Genomic DNA, 15,861 nt, shown 5'->3' on the forward strand with positions numbered 1-15,861 from the left:
TCGCCGTGAGACCGGTGCGTGGGTGCCGCTGCTCAGCGCCTCGTCTCGTACCTGGTCAGGATCACGCCGTCGGAAAGCGTCCGCGTCTCCACCAGGTTCAGGTTCACCCAGCTGTCCAGTGCGGCGAAGAACGGCGTGCCGCCGCCCAGCAGGACCGGATGGGTGGCGATCGCGTACTCGTCGATCAGCCCGGCGCGCATGGCCGCCCCGCCGAGCATCGCGCCGCCGATGCTCATCGGGCCGCCGTCCTCGGCCCTGAGCCGGGTGATCTCGGCGATCGCGTCGCCGGTGACCAGGCGGGTGTTCCAGTCGACCTTGTCGATCGTCGAGGAGAACACCACCTTCGGCGTGTCCCGCCAGTTCCGCGCGAACTCGATCTCCGCCGGGGTGGCGCCCGGCTGCTGGTCGCCGGTCGGCCAGTAGGAGCTCATCGTCTCCCACAGCTTGCGCCCGTACAGCGACAGCTCACTGGCCTGCTCGTGGTCGAGCCACCACTGGAACAGCTCGTCGCTCGGCGGTCCGCTCCAGCCGATGTCGTCGCCGGCCGCGGCGATGTAGCCGTCCAGGGTCAGGTTCATGCCGTAGATCAGTTTCCGCATGGCGCCAGCTTTCCGTGAGTCGGACTCCGGTGTAATAGACCGGCGCTGTGCGGGAAACTCATCGATGCGCGATCCGGGCTCGCCGGTAGCCCTCGTGCTCGGGGCTCTGCGTCTGGCGCGAGCCGTCACGCCACGCGCTGAAGCGCTTCCCGCGTGAGGTCGGCGAGTGTCGGATAACCGTCCACGGCCATGATCAGGTCGGCCTCCGCGAGGAGTGAGCGGAGGACGTGGACGATGCCGTCCGTGCCACCGAGGGCGAGGCCGTAGGCGTACGGGCGGCCGATGCCTACGGCGGCGGCGCCCAGGGCGATGGCCTTGACGATGTCGGCTCCGCTGCGGACGCCGGAGTCGAACAGGACCGGGAGGCCGTCCGCCGCCTCGACCACGGCGGGCAGCGCGTCCAGCGCCGGAAGGCCGCCGTTGGCCTGGCGGCCGCCGTGGTTGGAGCAGTAGATGCCGTCCACGCCGCCGTCCTTCGCGCGGCGTACGTCCTCGGGGTGGCAGATGCCCTTCACGATCAGGGGGAGGTCGGTGAGGGACCGTAGCCAGGGGAGGTCGTCCCAGGTGAGGGGGTTGCCGAAGAGCTGGGTCCAGAGGAGGACCGCGGACTGGGGGTCCTCCTCCGGGGTGCGGGCGAGAAGGGCGCGGAAGGCCGGGTCGCTCGTGTAGTTGGCGAGGCAATGGCCGCGCAGCTGGGGGAAGTTGGCGGTGGACAGGTCGCGGGGGCGCCAGCCGGTGACCCAGGTGTCCAGGGTGACGACGATGCCCTTGTAACCGGCCTGTTCGGCGCGGTGGACGAGGCTTGCGGCGAGGTCCTTGTCGGTGGGGGTGTAGAGCTGGAAGAGGCCCGGGGTGTCACCGAACTCGCCTGCCACCTCCTCCAACGGGTCGACCGTCAGCGTGGAGGCGACCATCGGAACTCCCGTGCGCGCGGCGGCCCTTGCGGTCGCCAGGTCGCCGTGGCCGTCCTGGGCGCACAGGCCGATGACGCCGATCGGTGCCATGAAGACGGGGGAGGGCAGCCGCATGCCGAACAGGTCTACGGACAGGTCGCGTTCGGCCGCGCCGACGAACATGCGGGGGACCAGGCCCCAGTGGTCGAAGGCGGTGGTGTTGGCCCGCTGGGTGCGTTCGTCGCCGGCGCCGCCCGCGACGTACGACCACACGGAGGGCGGCAGCGCCGAACTCGCCCGGTCCTCCAACTCCGCGAAGGCCATGGGGTAGGACGGCACGATGCCGCCGAGCCCGTTCAGGTAGATCTCGTTCTGGTAGGAGCCGAACGGCTGTCCCGTGCCCATGCCATCTCCCTCTGCGCTGAGGTGCCCTGCCCGCTGCTGAAGGCCGGTGAAGTGCAGGATTCTCGCACCTCGGGTGGGACATCGCCGAGCGGGGTGTGCGGAGGGAGGGGCTGCTGTCGTGTCGACTCCCGGTCAGGCGGAGGGAGTTGGGGGAGTGAGCCGGACGGGCAGTTCGCGCCAGCCCTGGGCGATGAACGAGGGGACCTGTTCCAGGTCGTCGTCCTCCACCGCCAGGGAGATGCCCGGGAAGCGCGCGAAGAGTGCGGGCAGCGCGGTGAGCGCCTCCATATGGGCCAGCGGGGCGCCGACGCAGCGGTGCACGCCGATGCCCAGGGCGAGATGCCCGTCCGCGTTCCTGGCCACGTCGAACAGGTGGGCGTCGGGGCCGAAGCGCTCCGGGTCGTGTCCCGCCGCGGCGATGGTCGTGAGGATGGCCTCCCCGGCGCGGATCGTCGTACCGTCGGCGGTCGTGATGTCGGAAACCGCGTAGCGCAACGGCACGTTGGCGATCGACGGGGCCCAGCGCAGCGTCTCCTGGATCACCTGGTCCCAGGTCGACTGCCCGGCCAGCACCTGCTTCAGCTGGTCGGGGTGGCGGAGCAGGGCGTGGACGGCGTTGCCGATCAGGTTGACGGTCGTCTCGAAACCGGCGCCGATGACGAGGAGAAGGGTGTGGATCAGCTCCTCCTCGGAGAGCCGGTCGCCCTGGTCGCGGACCGTGATCAGCTCGGTCGTCAGGTCGTCGCCGGGGTGCTCGCTCTTCTCCGCTATCAGCGCCGGCAGCACCGTCACGATCTGTTCGAGGATGTCCGCGGCGTGCTCCGGGGTGCCGGTCGTGTCCATGATTCCCTCGATGAGCCGTGCGACCGCGTCCCGCATCCGCTCGGGCACGCCGAACAGGTCGCAGATCATCCGCATCGGCAGCGGGTGCGCGAACTCCGCCCGCAGATCGACGACTTGGCCCGCCGGGACCTCCGCCATCGCGTCGAGCAGACTCGCGGTGATCTCCCGCACCCGGGGGAGCATGGCCTCGGTACGGTGCCGGGTGAAACTCGGGGCGACGAGCTTCCGCAGGCGGGTGTGGTCCTCGCCGTAGGAACTGAGCATGTTGACGATGCTGGTCCAGCTGTAGAGCCAGGCCCATCCCGGTTCGCCGGCGACCTTGTCGTACAGGGCCCAGTGGCGGCGGGCGTCGCGGCTGACGCGGGGGTCGAGCATCAGGGACTTCAGCAGGTCGTACCGGGTGACGGCCCAGGCGGGGACACCGCCGGGCAGTTCCACGGGGACGAGGGCGCCGAGCGCGCGGAGGCGTGCGGCCTCTTCGGGGACTGCCCTGCCGTAGGGGTCGAGCACGACGGTTCGGCGCTGGTCCACGGGGCTCTCCTCAGGGTTGGCGGGTGGTAGGCAAGTAGGCTTTCCGGTAAGGCAGTTGGAGGCGGGGTGGGCGTGCGGGCCGCCGGAACCCGCAGACGTTCACCGCATCGCCGCGGCCGTGTCGCGTCGGCTGCCGGTGAGCCGTATGTCCTCGCCCAGCAGGCCGCGCAGGATGAGGCCCATGCTCTCGTCGAGGGCTCGCATCGCGACCGGGTTGATGATCGGTTCCAGACTGGGGATGCCCAGGTCGAACTCGCACGTGAACAGCACGCTCACGTCCGTACCGGCCTGGGTGATGTCCCATGTGCCCGCGAAACTCGCGAAGTCGCCGGTGAGTTGGTCGAAGGTGATGCGCCGGGCGACCGGGTCCATGACGTCCCGCTCGGTCCAGCGGAGCAGACCGCTGCGGAAGTGCACCTCCCAGGCGGACTCCACCGTGTCGGGACCGTCGGGTGTCACGGTGACGGACCGGACCGTGTCCGTGTGGTCGGTGTAGCGCTCGTAGTCCTGGACCCGGTCGAAGACATGGGTGGCGTCTCCGTCCGGGACGATCGCCTCGATGCGTACGTGGCAGGTCATAGGGGTTTCTCCGTAAGGGTTTCGGACTTTCGGGGCGAGTGCGGGCACCGTGCTCAGCCGAGCACCAGCGGGCCGCCCGCGAAGGCCGCGCACATGCCCTCCGCGGCCCATCTGCGCGACGGTGGATGGAACTTGAGCGCGGCCGAGCAAGCGGCGAGATACGCGGTGTCGTCGGTGGAGACGTACGCCATGCCGCCCAACGACTCCAGGCACCGGGGCACGACCCGGTCGATGGTGTCCTGCGTCGAGAAGCGGCAGACCAGTGCGCGGAGCAGGTCGTCCTGGCCGAGCGGCCGGCCCGTGTCCATCACGGCGGCGGCACCGCGGATGCCGCCCATGGCGGACTCCAACTCGACCAGGATCGCGGCCCGTTCGGCGGCGCTCGCCCGCTTCGCCAGCAGTACGCGCTCGGCCAGCGCGCTGGCCATCCCCAGGTACGACGCGGCCATCAGCAGCTCGAACCACACGAAGCCCACGGTCTGGACGGGGTCCAGCGTGCGGTCCTCGCCGAGCCCGGTGCGGACCACGAGATCCGGCGGGACGTGGACGTCGTGCAGCCGGACCTCGTCGCTCTCCGCGCCGGCGAGGACGAAGCTGCCCCAGAACGGGTGCACGGAGATGCCGGGTGTGGCCGCGGGGACCACGGCCACGGCGAGTTCCGGGCCCTGCCCGTCGTCGAGTGTCACCGACACGCTCAGCAGGTCCATCGAGGCGGACAGACTGCACGGCTTCTTGGCGCCGTTGAGCACCACGTCGTCGCCGTCCTGGTGCGCCTTGATGGAGGAGTCGAGGATCGACTGTCCCGACCGGCCCTCGGCGAACCCCGAGGCGACCAGCAGCCGTTGGTCCGCCACGGCCTCCAGCAGCATCCACTCCATGCCCTGCGCGACCTCGTACGCCTGGACCAGCCCGGCCACCGACAGGTGGTGCATGGTGGTCGCCACCGCCAGCGAGGGGCTGCGCGCGCCGATCGCACGCTGCAACGACACGGCGTCCTCGGCGCCGATGCCGAGACCGCGGTGTTCCGCCGGTACCAGCAGGGCGGGGCCGCCCGCGGCCTTGAACAGGGGGAGCGCGGGTCCGCCCGGACGCTCCCGTTCGCGTTGCGGCAGTTCGGCGAGCCGCTCGTCAAGACCGGGCAGGAACCGGTCCAGCACCGCGCGTTCGGGTTCAAGAAAGTACATCGCCGTCTCCTCCTCGATCTGCGGGATTGCCACGGGAGCCACGGGGGACCGCTGGTGTCTTCGGCCGGGCGCCCATACCGACCGTGAGTGTCCTCGGTCGGGCGCTCACGCCGACGCCCGGGCGCCGAGCCGGTCGGCGATCAGGCGCCGCACCGACGCCCGCCACGCGTCCTCGTTGGCCTGTGTCTCCGCCGCGGCCTCCAGACCCGGGAGGTCCGCGAGCGAACTGGGCAGCGGCTCCTCGTTGAAGAGCACCGACGACATGTCCAGCAGCCGGTCCAACCGGGTCTGCGCCCACTCCGGCACCACGTCGAAGAACGCGGGGCGGACCAGCCGTTCGACGACATCGGGCGCCAGCACCCGCAGCGGCCGGACCGCGATGCCCGCCTCCGCCGCCTCCTCGACGATCACCCGGACCAACCGGTCGCAGGCCAGCGCGTGGGCCCCGCCGCTGAGCCAGTGCTCGGCGGGGTGTGCGCCGTCGTCCAGCAGCGACACGATCGCGCGGGCCACCACGTCCTGCGGTACGAAGTCGACGTAGCTCGCGGGGTCGCTGGGCACGAAGGGCAGGCGGTTGCGGAGCACCTGTTGGGCGAAGGTGTGCAGCCCCTGCGGTTCGGCGATCTCGCCGGTGACGGAGTCGCCGATGATGATCGACGGGCGGACGACCGTCACGCTGCCGCCCGCCGCGGCGACCGCCTCCTCGCCGGCCATCTTGGAGGCCACGTAGTCCGCGGGACTGTTCCCGGCCCGCTCGGCGCGGTTGCCCCCGGCGGCCAGGATCTCCCGGTAGCGGGCCACGTACGCGGTGCTGACATGGATCAGCGGAACACCGGCGTCGGCCGCGAACCGGGCGACCCGTCCGGCCCCTTCGACGTTGACCGTGTGCATCGAGGTGCGGCCGGACCCGAAGGCGACCATGCCGGCGGCGTGGACCACCGCGTCCGTACGTGCGCACAGGCGGCGGTAGGAGACGGAGTCCAGGCCCAGTTGGGGCCGGGTGATGTCACCGGCCAGGACCTCGGCGCACGCGGACGGCTGCCTGCGGTGCGCCAGCGCGATCACCTTGTGGTGGCGCAGACGCAGATACGGCAGCAGGGCGGTGCCGAGGACGCCGGTGGCGCCGGTGAGTAACACGGTCTGCGGGCGTGCCGGGTGCGGTGGGTCGGTCGGGGTGCGCGAACTCGCCGTCTTCTCAAGGTGGTTGGGGTTCTCGGGGTGCGTCGGCATGTCGTCAGCCTTTCGGGAGCCTCGTGGCCGGGTGCGGGTCGCCGGGTGGGTTCGCCGGGTCAGGTCAGGGACTTCGCCATCGCGGTCAGGGCACCCTCGACGGCCTCCAGCAGCCGGGCCTCCTGGGATGGCGAGAGCACGGCGGGCGGGGTCAGCCGGACGACCGGATGGGCGTTGAGGGAGTGGTTGACCACCACCCCGCGGTCGACCATCTCCAGCACGAACTCACCGGCCGCCCCCGCGTCCACCAGCTCGATCCCGATCAGCAGCCCCGCACCGCGGACTTCGCGGACCAGGCCGGGCGCGCGGTCGGCGGCGACGGCCCGGAGCGCGGGAAGCAGCCGGGCACCGATGGCGGCGGCCCGTTCGACGAGCCCCTCGTCCCGGATGACCCCGACGGTCGCGCTGACGGCGGCCATGGCGATCGGAGCGCCGGAGTAGGTGGAGGTGTGCAGGAAGGGGTCGCTGTCGAACGGCTCGAACACCTCCTGGGTGGCGAGCGTGGCCGCCACCGGCATCACCCCGCCGGACAGCGCCTTGCCCGTCACGAGCACGTCGGGCCGTACCCCCTCGGCGGCGCAGCCCCACCAGGAACCGAGCCGACCCAGCCCGGTCATCACCTCGTCGACCACCAGGAACGCGCGATGCTCCCGGCACAGCGCGGCCACCGCCGCCAGATATCCGGACGGCGGCACGATCACCCCGGCCTCGCTCTGCACCGGCTCGACGACCACACAGGCATCTGCGCCGCCATCACGCAGCACCGCAGCCAGCGCATCGGTGTCGCCGAACGGCACATGCTGGACATCCGGCAGCAGGGGCCGGAACGGGTCCTGGTAGAGCGCCTTCGCCGTCAGGGACAGCGCGCCGAGCGTCTTGCCGTGATAGCCGTTCCGCATCGAGATCAACCGCCGTCGGCCGTGCGCGCGGGCGAGCTTCACGGCGGCCTCGACGGCCTCCGTCCCCGAGCCGGAGAAGTGCACCCGGTCCAGACCGGCCGGCGCGACCCCGGTGAGGGCCTCGGCGGCGAGCCCGGAGACAGGGTCCAGAAACAGCCGGGTCGACAACGCCAGCCGCCCCGCCTGCTCCCGCACCGCCGCGACGACCCGAGGATGCCCACCCCCGACGAAGAACACGCCGTACCCACCGCAGTTGAGGTAGTTCGTGCCGTCGGTGGAGGTGATTTCAGCGCCGCGCGCGGACTCCTCCACAATGTTTCCGAACATTGCGGCCAGCCGCCCACGACCGCTGCTGAGATGCCGTGCGTGCAGCGCGACCAACTCTGTCTCTGTCCGACCCACTACGCATTCCCCCGTGACGACGTGTGACGTGCCGCCGAGCATGGGCGCTGCCCGAACCCCGGGTCACGCCCGGGTCCACTCACCGGAACGGCACGGCCTCCACACCGTCCGCAGGGGGCGCCCCCGAAGGGGCGCGGGGCAGTGTCGATTTGCGGCTCCGCCGCGGGGCGCGCCCAGCCACAGCGAACCGGCACCCGAAATCCCACCGCATCCCAACCGGACCGATGCGGCCAACCCCCGGAGGGCATGGCAGGCTTGGGGCATGGCCGTCCAGATCAACCCCAGCATCCTGTCCGCAGACTTCGCCCGCCTCGCCGACGAAGCGAACGCGGTGTCCGGCGCCGACTGGCTCCACGTCGACGTCATGGACAACCACTTCGTCCCGAACCTCACCCTCGGTGTACCGGTCGTAGAGTCGCTGGCCCGGGCGACGGACACCCCGCTGGACTGCCATCTGATGATCGAGGACGCCGATCGCTGGGCGCCGCAGTACGTCGAGGCGGGTGCCTCTTCCGTCACCTTCCACGTCGAGGCGGCCGCCGCGCCGGTGCGGCTCGCCCGCGAGATCCGGGCCAAGGGAGCGCGCGCGTCCATGGCGCTGAAGCCCGCGACGCCCATCGAGCCGTACGAGGATCTGCTCCCCGAACTCGACATGCTGCTGATCATGACCGTGGAGCCGGGCTTCGGCGGCCAGTCGTTCCTCGACATCATGCTGCCGAAGATCCGCCGTACCCGGGAGCTGATCAAGAAGCACGGACTGGAGCTGTGGCTCCAGGTCGACGGGGGAGTTTCGGCCTCGACGATCGAGCGCTGCGCGGACGCGGGCGCGGACGTGTTCGTCGCCGGTTCGGCGGTCTACGGGGCATCCGACCCGGCCGCGGCGGTACGTGCATTGCGCACGCAGGCGGAGGGGGCCACCGGCAAGGCATCCTGGGCGTGCGACCACTGAGCGGCAGGTATGTGAACGGCGGCCATCGAGGCTGATCAAGTACGCCGGATCTGCGAGGATGAACGGCGAACCCAGAGTGTGAACAGCAGTGAGGAGAACGCCGTGTCGGGTATGTCGGCGGGCCGGTCAGCCATGCGGATGGGACCCGCTGAGCTGGTGCAGGCGGCGGCCATGGCCCGCCGCTTCTACCTTGAGGGCAAGTCCAAGATCCAGATCGCTGAGGAGTTCGGCGTCAGCCGCTTCAAGGTGGCCCGGGTCCTGGAGACCGCTCTCGAACGGGATCTCGTACGGATCGAGATCCGAGTACCGGCCGAACTGGACGCGGAGCGCTCGGACGCGCTGCGTGCCCGGTACGGCCTGAGGCACGCCGTCGTGGTCGAGTCCCCGGCCGAGGTCAGCGAGGAGTCGCCCGATCCCGAGAACCTCGGGGAGGTCGCGGCCGACCTGCTCGGCGAGCTGGTCAACGAGGGCGATGTGCTCGGCCTGGCCTGGGGCCGGTCCACCATCCACATGGCGGCCGCCCTCGACCGGCTGCCGCCCTGCACGGTGGTCCAGCTGACGGGCGTGTACGACGCCGGGACCGCCGAGCGCGGCTCGGTCGAGGCCGTACGGCGGGCCGCGCAGGTGTCGGGCGGTGACGCGCACCCCATCTACGCGCCGATGCTGCTGCCGGACGCGGCCACCGCGGAGGCGCTGCGCCACCAGACGGGGATCGCGCGGGCCTTCGAGTACTTCGACAAGGTCACGGTCGCCTGCGTCTCCATCGGCTCCTGGGAGCCGGGCATCTCGACGGTCTACGACATGCTCAAGGACGAGGAGCGGGCGCACTACTCCTCCCTCGGTGTCGCCGCCGAGACCTCCGCGCACCTCTTCGACGCCGAGGGCCGCCGGGTCGGCCGGGACCTGGGCGAGCGGTGCATCACCGTCAAGGCGGACCAGTTGCGCCGTATCCCCGAGGTCGTCGCGATCGCGGGCGGGCAGCGGAAGGCGGCGGCGATCGACGCGGTGCTGCGGTCCGGTCTGGTCACCAGCCTGGTGACGGACACCGCGGCGGCCGACTATCTGATGACGGCCGGCTCCCCGCCGAAGTCGGCGCTGAGCCGGACGGACCCCGACGGGATCTGAACCGACCCCGACGGACACCGACGGACACCGACGGACCCCGACGGGTCCTGACAACGGGTCGTACGGGGACGGCCGTGGCAGCATCGGGCGCATGCTGCTGCGGTTCGTCCCCCGAGCGTTGCTCGCCTGCCGGGTTCTTCTCGTCTGTCTGGCCGTCCTGCTGCCGGTCGGCTGTTCCTCTACGGCCACCAGCGGCACCGGCACCGCGACGGTCAAGCTCTCTCAACTCCCCGCCGAGGCACGGCGGACCGTCGCTCTCATCGACGAGGGCGGCCCCTTCCCGTACGCCAAGGACGGGGTCGTCTTCGGGAACTACGAGAAGCTGCTGCCCCAGCAAAAGCGCGGCTACTACCACGAATACACCGTCAGGACGCCGGGCTCGCGCGATCGCGGGGCCCGGCGCATTGTCACCGGGCAGGACGCCGAGATCTACTACACCGATGATCACTACAAGTCGTTCAGGACGGTACTGAGATGACGCAGCTCGCGGTCACGCTGGACCTCGACGGGGTCACGGACAAGGCCGGCCTGATGGACCGCTGTGCCCGTGCGCTGTCCCTGCCCGACTGGTTCGGCCGGAACTGGGACGCCCTCGCCGACAGCCTCGGCGACCACACCGTGTGGCCCGAGGGCGCGGTGGAACAGGGGCTGCTGGTCGTCGTGGAGAACTGGCAGTCGTACGCCAAGGCACGGCCCGACGAGTGGGAGACCGCCGTCGACGTCTTCGGCGACGCGGTCGACCGCACACCGGAGCTTTCGGTCGTGCTCGCGCTGGGCGGAACCAAGCCCTAGCCCGATTGTCCGAGGCGGCTGGCAGAGTGGTCGGTATGGAGCAACAGGAGCAGCGCACGTCGGTTCGTCTCGTGGTCGTGGACCCGGACCTCGAAGCGCAGTGCGACCGGGTGGAAGAGCACTTGCTGGCGCCCCTGGCCGAGTCCGTGGGCGGGGCGAGCGGGCACGCGCTGTTCGCGGACGGGCTCGCCGTCTTCAGGCGGGTGCGGGAGGCACTGGCCGACGCGGTGGCGCGGGGGCCCAAAGTGTGGTCGCCGAACGGCCGTTGGGAACACGAGGGCCTGCGCATCGTCGAACTGCCCACAGAGGACACGGACTTGCTGTACGCGCTGCTGCGCGAGCTGTCCGGACTCCTCGTGGCACCGCCCGACCTGCCCGACCCCTCGGGCGTCGTGGCCACCGTCCGCACCACCGTCCTGACCCCCGAGAAGACCGCTGTCGGTCTGGTCGGCGCGCTGGCGCGGGTGCTGTCCCTGGTGGACCTCACGCCCGACGCGGACACGGCCACGCTCTTCGCGGCGGTCGAGGCTGCGGGCGGTGAGGACGTGCGACTCAGCTACGGGCAGGACGAGGCGTGGCAGCGCCTCGCCCACCGGCTCACGATGCTGCTGACCGAGTCGGCTCCCTTGCATCGCTTCCTGTACTGAACTGCCCTTGAGTCAGCAGGAGTTGCGCCTGCGGCGGGCGACGAGGAGCGCCGCCGAGCCCAGCACCACGGCCCCGCCCGCCGCGGTGGCGATGAGGGCCATGGGACCCGTGCCGGTGTGGGGCAGCGTGCCGCCGGGCGCGGCCGTCGCGGTCGGTGTGGCCGACGCACCGTCCGACGGTCCCGGCGTGCCGGACGTCGGCGAGGACGCCGACGTGCTCGACGTCGGTGACGCGCCCGCCGTGTCGAAGGCGAACGTCACGCTGTCGTCGGCGGCGTTCCGGTCGTTGAGGACGATGCCCGCCGGGCCGGGGCGTACGGTCGCCGTGCCCTTGGCGCCGGTGTAGTCCTTGGCCGCCTTCACCCACAGGACGAACAGCTGGCTCTTCCCGGCGGCGACACCGCGCGGCACGGGGCACACGTAGTGCCGGTGACCCGCCGCGAAGGGTGCCGTCCTGGTGTCGCCGACCCAGAGGAAGCACTCGCCGTAGGGACCGTCCTCGCCTTCCTCGAAGGCGTTGCCGGTCGCGACCGTGCCCTTGGGCAGGACCACGTCGACCAGGGCGACGGCCTTGTTGCCGACGCCGTACGCGGAGGCCGGGCCGTGGTTCACGGCGTTCAGGGTCAGGGTCCACTCGTCGGCCGTGCGGCGGGGCGTCACCGCTGCGGTGGCCGCGAGATCCGCGGAGCTGTCGGTCGAGACGTCGACCCGGCCCGTGGCACCGCTCTCGAAACCGTCCCCCGCACCGGAGGAGGGCACCAGGGTGAGCGCGGGCCCGGTGCCCGGGTAGCTGCCGCCACCAGGGTCCACGCCGGGCTTCAGGAGCTCGGCCGAGTAGTCGGTCACGGCGGTCAGGACGTGCTCGCCGACCGTCGCGGTCAGCGGGCTGCTCAGTTCGACGGTGGCGCCCGCGGCCACGGGGGCCGTGAAGACACAGGTGACGGACGCCTGGCTGCCGGGCTCGACGGGGTCGTCGCCGTCGCCGTAGGCGCAGTTGGTGAACTTCCGGTCGAAGACCAGCCCGCCCGTCGACTCCCACCGCAGCACGATGCGCCGGTCGGTGGCCAGATCCCCGGTGTTGCGCAGCCGCAGCGGAAGCTCGATCCGGGAGCCGAGCTTGGCGTGCGTCACGTCCGGAACCTTGCCTACGACCAGATCCGGGACGCCGACGACCACCTTCGCCTCCGCGGTCGCGCCGGTGCCGTGGTCGGCGGAGACGGTGTACTTGAGCGTGCCGGTGGCGCCCACGGCGGCGCCCTTGTCCGCCCGCACGGTGAAGTCGACGTAGGGCTGCTGGGCGGTGTCCTTGTCGACGCAGGTGAGGAGCTGCCCGGCGGTCGTGCACCTCGGGTCGTCCACCGCGACGCTCGCGACGCCGGACAGGTCCCGGGCATCGATGACGAGCGTCTCGTTCGTCTGCACGGGAACGTTCGCCCCGCCGTCGTAGAACGTCCAGCCCACGTGGACCGACTGCGCCGCCGCACCCACGTTGAGCTGCTTGTCCGCGTCGATCACGGCGTAGGGCTGCGTCGGCAGGGGGGAGGGGCCGGCGGCCAGGGCCGCGGTTCCCGGCGCGAGGGCCAGCACCACGGCGGCGAGCGCCGCCCCGAGCACCGTGCGGTGGAAGGTCATGCCCGTTCGATACGTGAGGTGTCCCGAAGGTTGCCCACATCTGCATCACAGGTTCGTTCGGGTGTTCCTCCAGGGGCGCCCTCGACCTGCCTGGACGATGATCCGAGGCATGGCACTACGCCCGACATGGGACAATGAAGTACGTGCTCTTCCCCCTGGCTGACCTGTCCGGGGACCACCTCTGATCGACTGGGATGTGCAGCACGTGCGTTTCCTCAACGACATCCAGCCCCCGTACGACCTGACGTACGACGACGTCTTCATGGTGCCGCGCCGCAGCGCGGTCGGATCGCGTCAGGGCGTGGACCTCAGCTCCCCGGACGGCACGGGCACCACCATCCCGCTGGTCGTCGCCAACATGACCGCCATCGCCGGGCGCCGGATGGCCGAGACGCTGGCCCGGCGCGGTGGCCTCGTGGTCATCCCGCAGGACATCCCGATCGAGGTCGTCACCGAGGTCGTGTCCTGGGTGAAGAGCCGCCACCTCGTGCTGGACACCCCGATCCGGCTGGCCCCGCACCAGACCGTCGCCGACGCGCTGGCCCTGCTGCCCAAGCGCGCGCACAACGCCGGTGTCGTCGTCGACGAGGACCAGCGCCCGGTCGGTGTCGTCACCGACGCGGACCTGACCGGTGTGGACCGCTTCACGCAGCTCGGCGAGGTCATGTCCCGTGACCTGCTGCTGCTCGACGCGGACATCGACCCGGGCGAGGCGTTCGACAGGCTGGACGCCGCCAACCGCCGCTACGCGCCCGCCGTCGACAAGGACGGCAAGCTCGCCGGCATCCTCACCCGCAAGGGCGCCCTGCGCGCCACGCTGTACTCGCCCGCCGTGGACGCGGACGGCAAGCTGCGCATCGCCGCCGCCGTCGGTATCAACGGCGACTTCGTGCAGAAGGCCAAGCAGCTGCTGGACGCGGGCGTCGACACGCTCGTCATCGACACGGCGCACGGCCACCAGGAGTCGATGATCAGCGCGATCAGGCAGGTCCGCGCCCTCGATCCGCACGTCCCCATCGTGGCCGGCAACATCGTCGCCGCCGAGGGCGTCAAGGACCTCATCGAGGCGGGCGCCGACATCATCAAGGTCGGCGTCGGCCCCGGCGCGATGTGCACCACCCGCATGATGACCGGCGTCGGCCGGCCGCAGTTCTCCGCCGTCATGGAGTGCGCCGCCGAGGCGAAGAAGTACGGCAAGCACGTGTGGGCCGACGGCGGGGTCCGCCACCCGCGCGATGTCGCCATGGCGCTCGCCGCCGGTGCGTCGAACGTGATGATCGGCTCGTGGTTCGCGGGCACGTACGAGTCCCCTGGCGACCTCCAGCAGGACGCCAACGGCCGCCTCTACAAGGAGTCGTTCGGCATGGCGTCCGCGCGCGCGGTCCGCAACCGCACGTCGGACGAGTCGGCCTACGACCGCGCCCGCAAGGCACTGTTCGAGGAGGGCATCTCCACCTCCCGCATGTTCCTCGACCCGGCCCGCCCGGGCGTCGAGGACCTGATCGACTCGATCATCGCGGGCGTCCGCTCCTCCTGCACGTACGCCGGCGCCGCTTCCCTGGAGGAGTTCGCCGAGCGCGCGATCGTCGGCATCCAGAGCGCGGCGGGCTACGCGGAGGGCAAGCCGCTGCACGCGAGCTGGAGCTGACCAACTCCCTGTTCTGCGGCTTTTGTTGTTCCGGCGTCGGGATGTTTCGGGGGCGTGGGAGTGGGGCGGCGGTTGTCGTCCTGGGGTGAGGCGTCGCGCGTGGGCTGGAGGTGGTCAACCTCCTGCTCTGCGGCCTCTGTTGTCCCGGCGTCGGGATGTTTCGGGGGCATGGGTGTAGGGCGCCGGTTGTCGTCCCGGGGCGAGCTGTTGCGCATGGGCTGGGGATGGCCAACTCCCCTTCGTGCGGCCTCTGTTGTCCCGGCGTCCCGGGTGCTTCGGGGGGTCGATGGCGTGCCGCAGCACTTGTCGCCCTGGGGCAAGTCGTCACGCGTGGGCTGGAGGTGACCAACTCCTTTTCGCGCGGTTCCTGTTGTTCTGCGCGCCGTGGTGTGTCGGGGGCTGTCGGCGTGCTGCGGCGGTCACTGTCCTGGGGCGAGCCGCAGCACGTGGGCCGGAGCGATCAACTCCCTTCTCTGTGACCCCTGTTGTCCCGGCCCCCGGGATATTCGGAGGCCGTCGGCGTGGCCCGGAAGCTACCGTCGGGCGCATGGAGATCGCCGTGTGCCGGGCCGCCGACGTGGCGCTGCTCGACCAGTACATCGGCTCGCCGGGGGCCGTCTCGACCCACGCCCGCCGGTTCGCGCGGCAGGGAACGGGTGGGGGCACGTATCTCGTCGCCTGGTTGGACGGCCTGCCCGTCGGTCACGCGGAGGTTATCTGGGACGGCTGCGCGGCTCCCGAGGTGCGGGCCGCCCTGCCCGGCTGCCCGGAACTCAACGGTCTCGCCGTATGGCCCCCACAGCTGCGCTCGCGCGGCATCGGCGGCGCGCTGATCCGGCGGGCCGAGGAGCTGGCCCGGGAGCACGGCCGTACGGTCCTCGGCCTGGGCGTCGCGGCCGACAACCCGAGGGCCGCGGACCTCTACGCCCGCCTCGGCTACCGGCCCCTGACGGACTACGTGGACCGCTGGTCGTACGAGGACAGCGACGGGGCGATACGCGAGTGTGCCGACCCCTGCACCTTCCTCACCAAGGAGCTGCCGTCAGGCCCCCTTGACGTCAAGCAGCCCTGACGTAACGCTGCATCCATGACCACACCCCAGAGCGTCGAACCCGAGCACACCCTCCTCACCGCCGTCTCCCGCCTCGACCACCTCCGCAGCCGCGAGTCCCTGGCAGGTTTCGGCAGCGACGCGGAAGCCCTCGACCGCACCGAGACGCTGGAACTGCTCGCCCTGAGCGAGGTCGTCGCCCGCAAGGCCGCCTACGGCCGTCAGCTCACCGTCCGCGCGGCCCGTGAGGCCGGTGCGTCCTGGACGCAGATCGGGGCCGCGCTCGGCATGAGCAAGCAGGCCGCGTGGGAGGCGCACACGCGGTGGATCGACGCGCAGGCGGAGGTGTTCGGACAGCCGGGGCGGATCGGGTTCGACGAGGAGGACCTGGCCGCGGCGCGGGCCCTCGCGGGGGAGCCGGACGAGGGCTGAACAGGGCATCGCCGAAAGCC

General features: G+C 71.3%; 16 protein-coding genes. 8 read left to right on the plus strand and 8 right to left on the minus strand.

All coding sequences use genetic code 11. The annotated features are described in order from the left end of the window. Positions 1–32: 32 nt before the first annotated feature. The 7 genes from OG194_RS39090 to OG194_RS39120 form a co-directional block, all read right to left on the minus strand. On the minus strand, positions 33–599 hold the full coding sequence (locus tag OG194_RS39090) for a dihydrofolate reductase family protein (RefSeq protein ID WP_327405449.1): 567 nt from the start codon (positions 597–599) through the stop codon (positions 33–35). 125 nt (positions 600–724) lie between these two features. Next, complete coding sequence (locus OG194_RS39095; RefSeq protein WP_327405450.1) at positions 725–1,897, minus strand: alpha-hydroxy-acid oxidizing protein; 1,173 nt, start codon at positions 1,895–1,897, stop codon at positions 725–727. A gap of 132 nt (positions 1,898–2,029) precedes the next feature. Then, entirely contained in the window at positions 2,030–3,271 is a 1,242-nt protein-coding gene (locus OG194_RS39100) for a cytochrome P450 family protein (RefSeq protein WP_327405451.1), read from the minus strand. A gap of 99 nt (positions 3,272–3,370) precedes the next feature. Continuing rightward, positions 3,371–3,850 carry a type II toxin-antitoxin system RatA family toxin gene (locus OG194_RS39105; protein WP_327405452.1) on the minus strand — a complete coding sequence of 160 codons (480 nt, stop codon included), beginning with the start codon at positions 3,848–3,850 and terminating at the stop codon, positions 3,371–3,373. A gap of 53 nt (positions 3,851–3,903) precedes the next feature. Then, positions 3,904–5,067, minus strand: a complete 1,164-nt coding sequence (locus OG194_RS39110; protein WP_327405453.1) for an acyl-CoA dehydrogenase family protein — start codon at positions 5,065–5,067, stop codon at positions 3,904–3,906. A gap of 72 nt (positions 5,068–5,139) precedes the next feature. Further along, positions 5,140–6,264, minus strand: coding sequence for an SDR family oxidoreductase (locus tag OG194_RS39115; RefSeq protein ID WP_327405454.1), 1,125 nt, complete (start codon positions 6,262–6,264; stop codon positions 5,140–5,142). A gap of 59 nt (positions 6,265–6,323) precedes the next feature. Continuing rightward, a complete protein-coding gene (locus tag OG194_RS39120; protein WP_327405455.1) occupies positions 6,324–7,490 on the minus strand; it encodes an aspartate aminotransferase family protein in 1,167 nt (388 codons plus the stop codon). A 337-nt stretch (positions 7,491–7,827) separates the two neighbouring features. On the opposite strand from OG194_RS39120, the gene rpe reads away from it, so the two are divergent. From rpe to OG194_RS39145, 5 genes are all read left to right on the plus strand, one after another. Beyond that, positions 7,828–8,514 carry a ribulose-phosphate 3-epimerase gene (gene rpe / locus OG194_RS39125; protein ID WP_327405456.1) on the plus strand — a complete coding sequence of 229 codons (687 nt, stop codon included), beginning with the start codon at positions 7,828–7,830 and terminating at the stop codon, positions 8,512–8,514. Positions 8,515–8,592: 78 nt separating this feature from the next. Beyond that, positions 8,593–9,639 carry a sugar-binding transcriptional regulator gene (locus OG194_RS39130; RefSeq protein ID WP_200688342.1) on the plus strand — a complete coding sequence of 349 codons (1,047 nt, stop codon included), beginning with the start codon at positions 8,593–8,595 and terminating at the stop codon, positions 9,637–9,639. A 91-nt stretch (positions 9,640–9,730) separates the two neighbouring features. Beyond that, positions 9,731–10,117 carry a ribonuclease domain-containing protein gene (locus tag OG194_RS39135; protein ID WP_327405457.1) on the plus strand — a complete coding sequence of 129 codons (387 nt, stop codon included), beginning with the start codon at positions 9,731–9,733 and terminating at the stop codon, positions 10,115–10,117. Then, positions 10,114–10,431, plus strand: a complete 318-nt coding sequence (locus OG194_RS39140) for a barstar family protein (protein WP_327405458.1) — start codon at positions 10,114–10,116, stop codon at positions 10,429–10,431. The genes OG194_RS39135 and OG194_RS39140 overlap by 4 nt, the downstream gene beginning before the upstream one ends. A 35-nt stretch (positions 10,432–10,466) precedes the next feature. Then, a complete protein-coding gene (locus tag OG194_RS39145) occupies positions 10,467–11,078 on the plus strand; it encodes a hypothetical protein (protein ID WP_327405459.1) in 612 nt (203 codons plus the stop codon). A gap of 12 nt (positions 11,079–11,090) precedes the next feature. Here the strand turns inward: OG194_RS39145 and OG194_RS39150 are convergent, their stop codons facing one another. Continuing rightward, entirely contained in the window at positions 11,091–12,710 is a 1,620-nt protein-coding gene (locus tag OG194_RS39150) for an LPXTG cell wall anchor domain-containing protein (protein WP_327405460.1), read from the minus strand. Positions 12,711–12,915: 205 nt separating this feature from the next. Here OG194_RS39150 and OG194_RS39155 point away from each other — a divergent pair, with 205 nt between their 5' ends. From OG194_RS39155 to OG194_RS39165, 3 genes are all read left to right on the plus strand, one after another. Further along, positions 12,916–14,358: a GuaB1 family IMP dehydrogenase-related protein gene (locus tag OG194_RS39155; RefSeq protein WP_327407353.1), complete on the plus strand. Its 1,443-nt coding sequence runs from the start codon at positions 12,916–12,918 to the stop codon at positions 14,356–14,358. Between the two features lie 547 nt (positions 14,359–14,905). Then, positions 14,906–15,430, plus strand: a complete 525-nt coding sequence (locus OG194_RS39160) for a GNAT family N-acetyltransferase (RefSeq protein ID WP_327405461.1) — start codon at positions 14,906–14,908, stop codon at positions 15,428–15,430. Between the two features lie 15 nt (positions 15,431–15,445). After that, a complete protein-coding gene (locus OG194_RS39165) occupies positions 15,446–15,841 on the plus strand; it encodes a hypothetical protein (protein ID WP_327405462.1) in 396 nt (131 codons plus the stop codon). Positions 15,842–15,861: the final 20 nt, after the last annotated feature.

Source organism: Streptomyces sp. NBC_01288 (assembly GCF_035982055.1).
Lineage (GTDB): Bacteria > Actinomycetota > Actinomycetes > Streptomycetales > Streptomycetaceae > Streptomyces.

Bases quoted from the DNA above. Each gene is read 5' to 3' on its own strand.
- OG194_RS39090 (WP_327405449.1), bottom strand. From the start codon at position 599: ATGCGGAAACTGATCTACGGCATGAACCTGACCCTGGACGGCTACATC.
- OG194_RS39095 (WP_327405450.1), bottom strand. From the start codon at position 1,897: ATGGGCACGGGACAGCCGTTCGGCTCCTACCAGAACGAGATCTACCTG.
- OG194_RS39105 (WP_327405452.1), bottom strand. From the start codon at position 3,850: ATGACCTGCCACGTACGCATCGAGGCGATCGTCCCGGACGGAGACGCC.
- OG194_RS39115 (WP_327405454.1), bottom strand. From the start codon at position 6,264: ATGCCGACGCACCCCGAGAACCCCAACCACCTTGAGAAGACGGCGAGT.
- OG194_RS39120 (WP_327405455.1), bottom strand. From the start codon at position 7,490: ATGTTCGGAAACATTGTGGAGGAGTCCGCGCGCGGCGCTGAAATCACC.
- rpe (WP_327405456.1), top strand. From the start codon at position 7,828: ATGGCCGTCCAGATCAACCCCAGCATCCTGTCCGCAGACTTCGCCCGC.
- OG194_RS39135 (WP_327405457.1), top strand. From the start codon at position 9,731: ATGCTGCTGCGGTTCGTCCCCCGAGCGTTGCTCGCCTGCCGGGTTCTT.
- OG194_RS39140 (WP_327405458.1), top strand. From the start codon at position 10,114: ATGACGCAGCTCGCGGTCACGCTGGACCTCGACGGGGTCACGGACAAG.
- OG194_RS39145 (WP_327405459.1), top strand. From the start codon at position 10,467: ATGGAGCAACAGGAGCAGCGCACGTCGGTTCGTCTCGTGGTCGTGGAC.
- OG194_RS39150 (WP_327405460.1), bottom strand. From the start codon at position 12,710: ATGACCTTCCACCGCACGGTGCTCGGGGCGGCGCTCGCCGCCGTGGTG.
- OG194_RS39160 (WP_327405461.1), top strand. From the start codon at position 14,906: ATGGAGATCGCCGTGTGCCGGGCCGCCGACGTGGCGCTGCTCGACCAG.
- OG194_RS39165 (WP_327405462.1), top strand. From the start codon at position 15,446: ATGACCACACCCCAGAGCGTCGAACCCGAGCACACCCTCCTCACCGCC.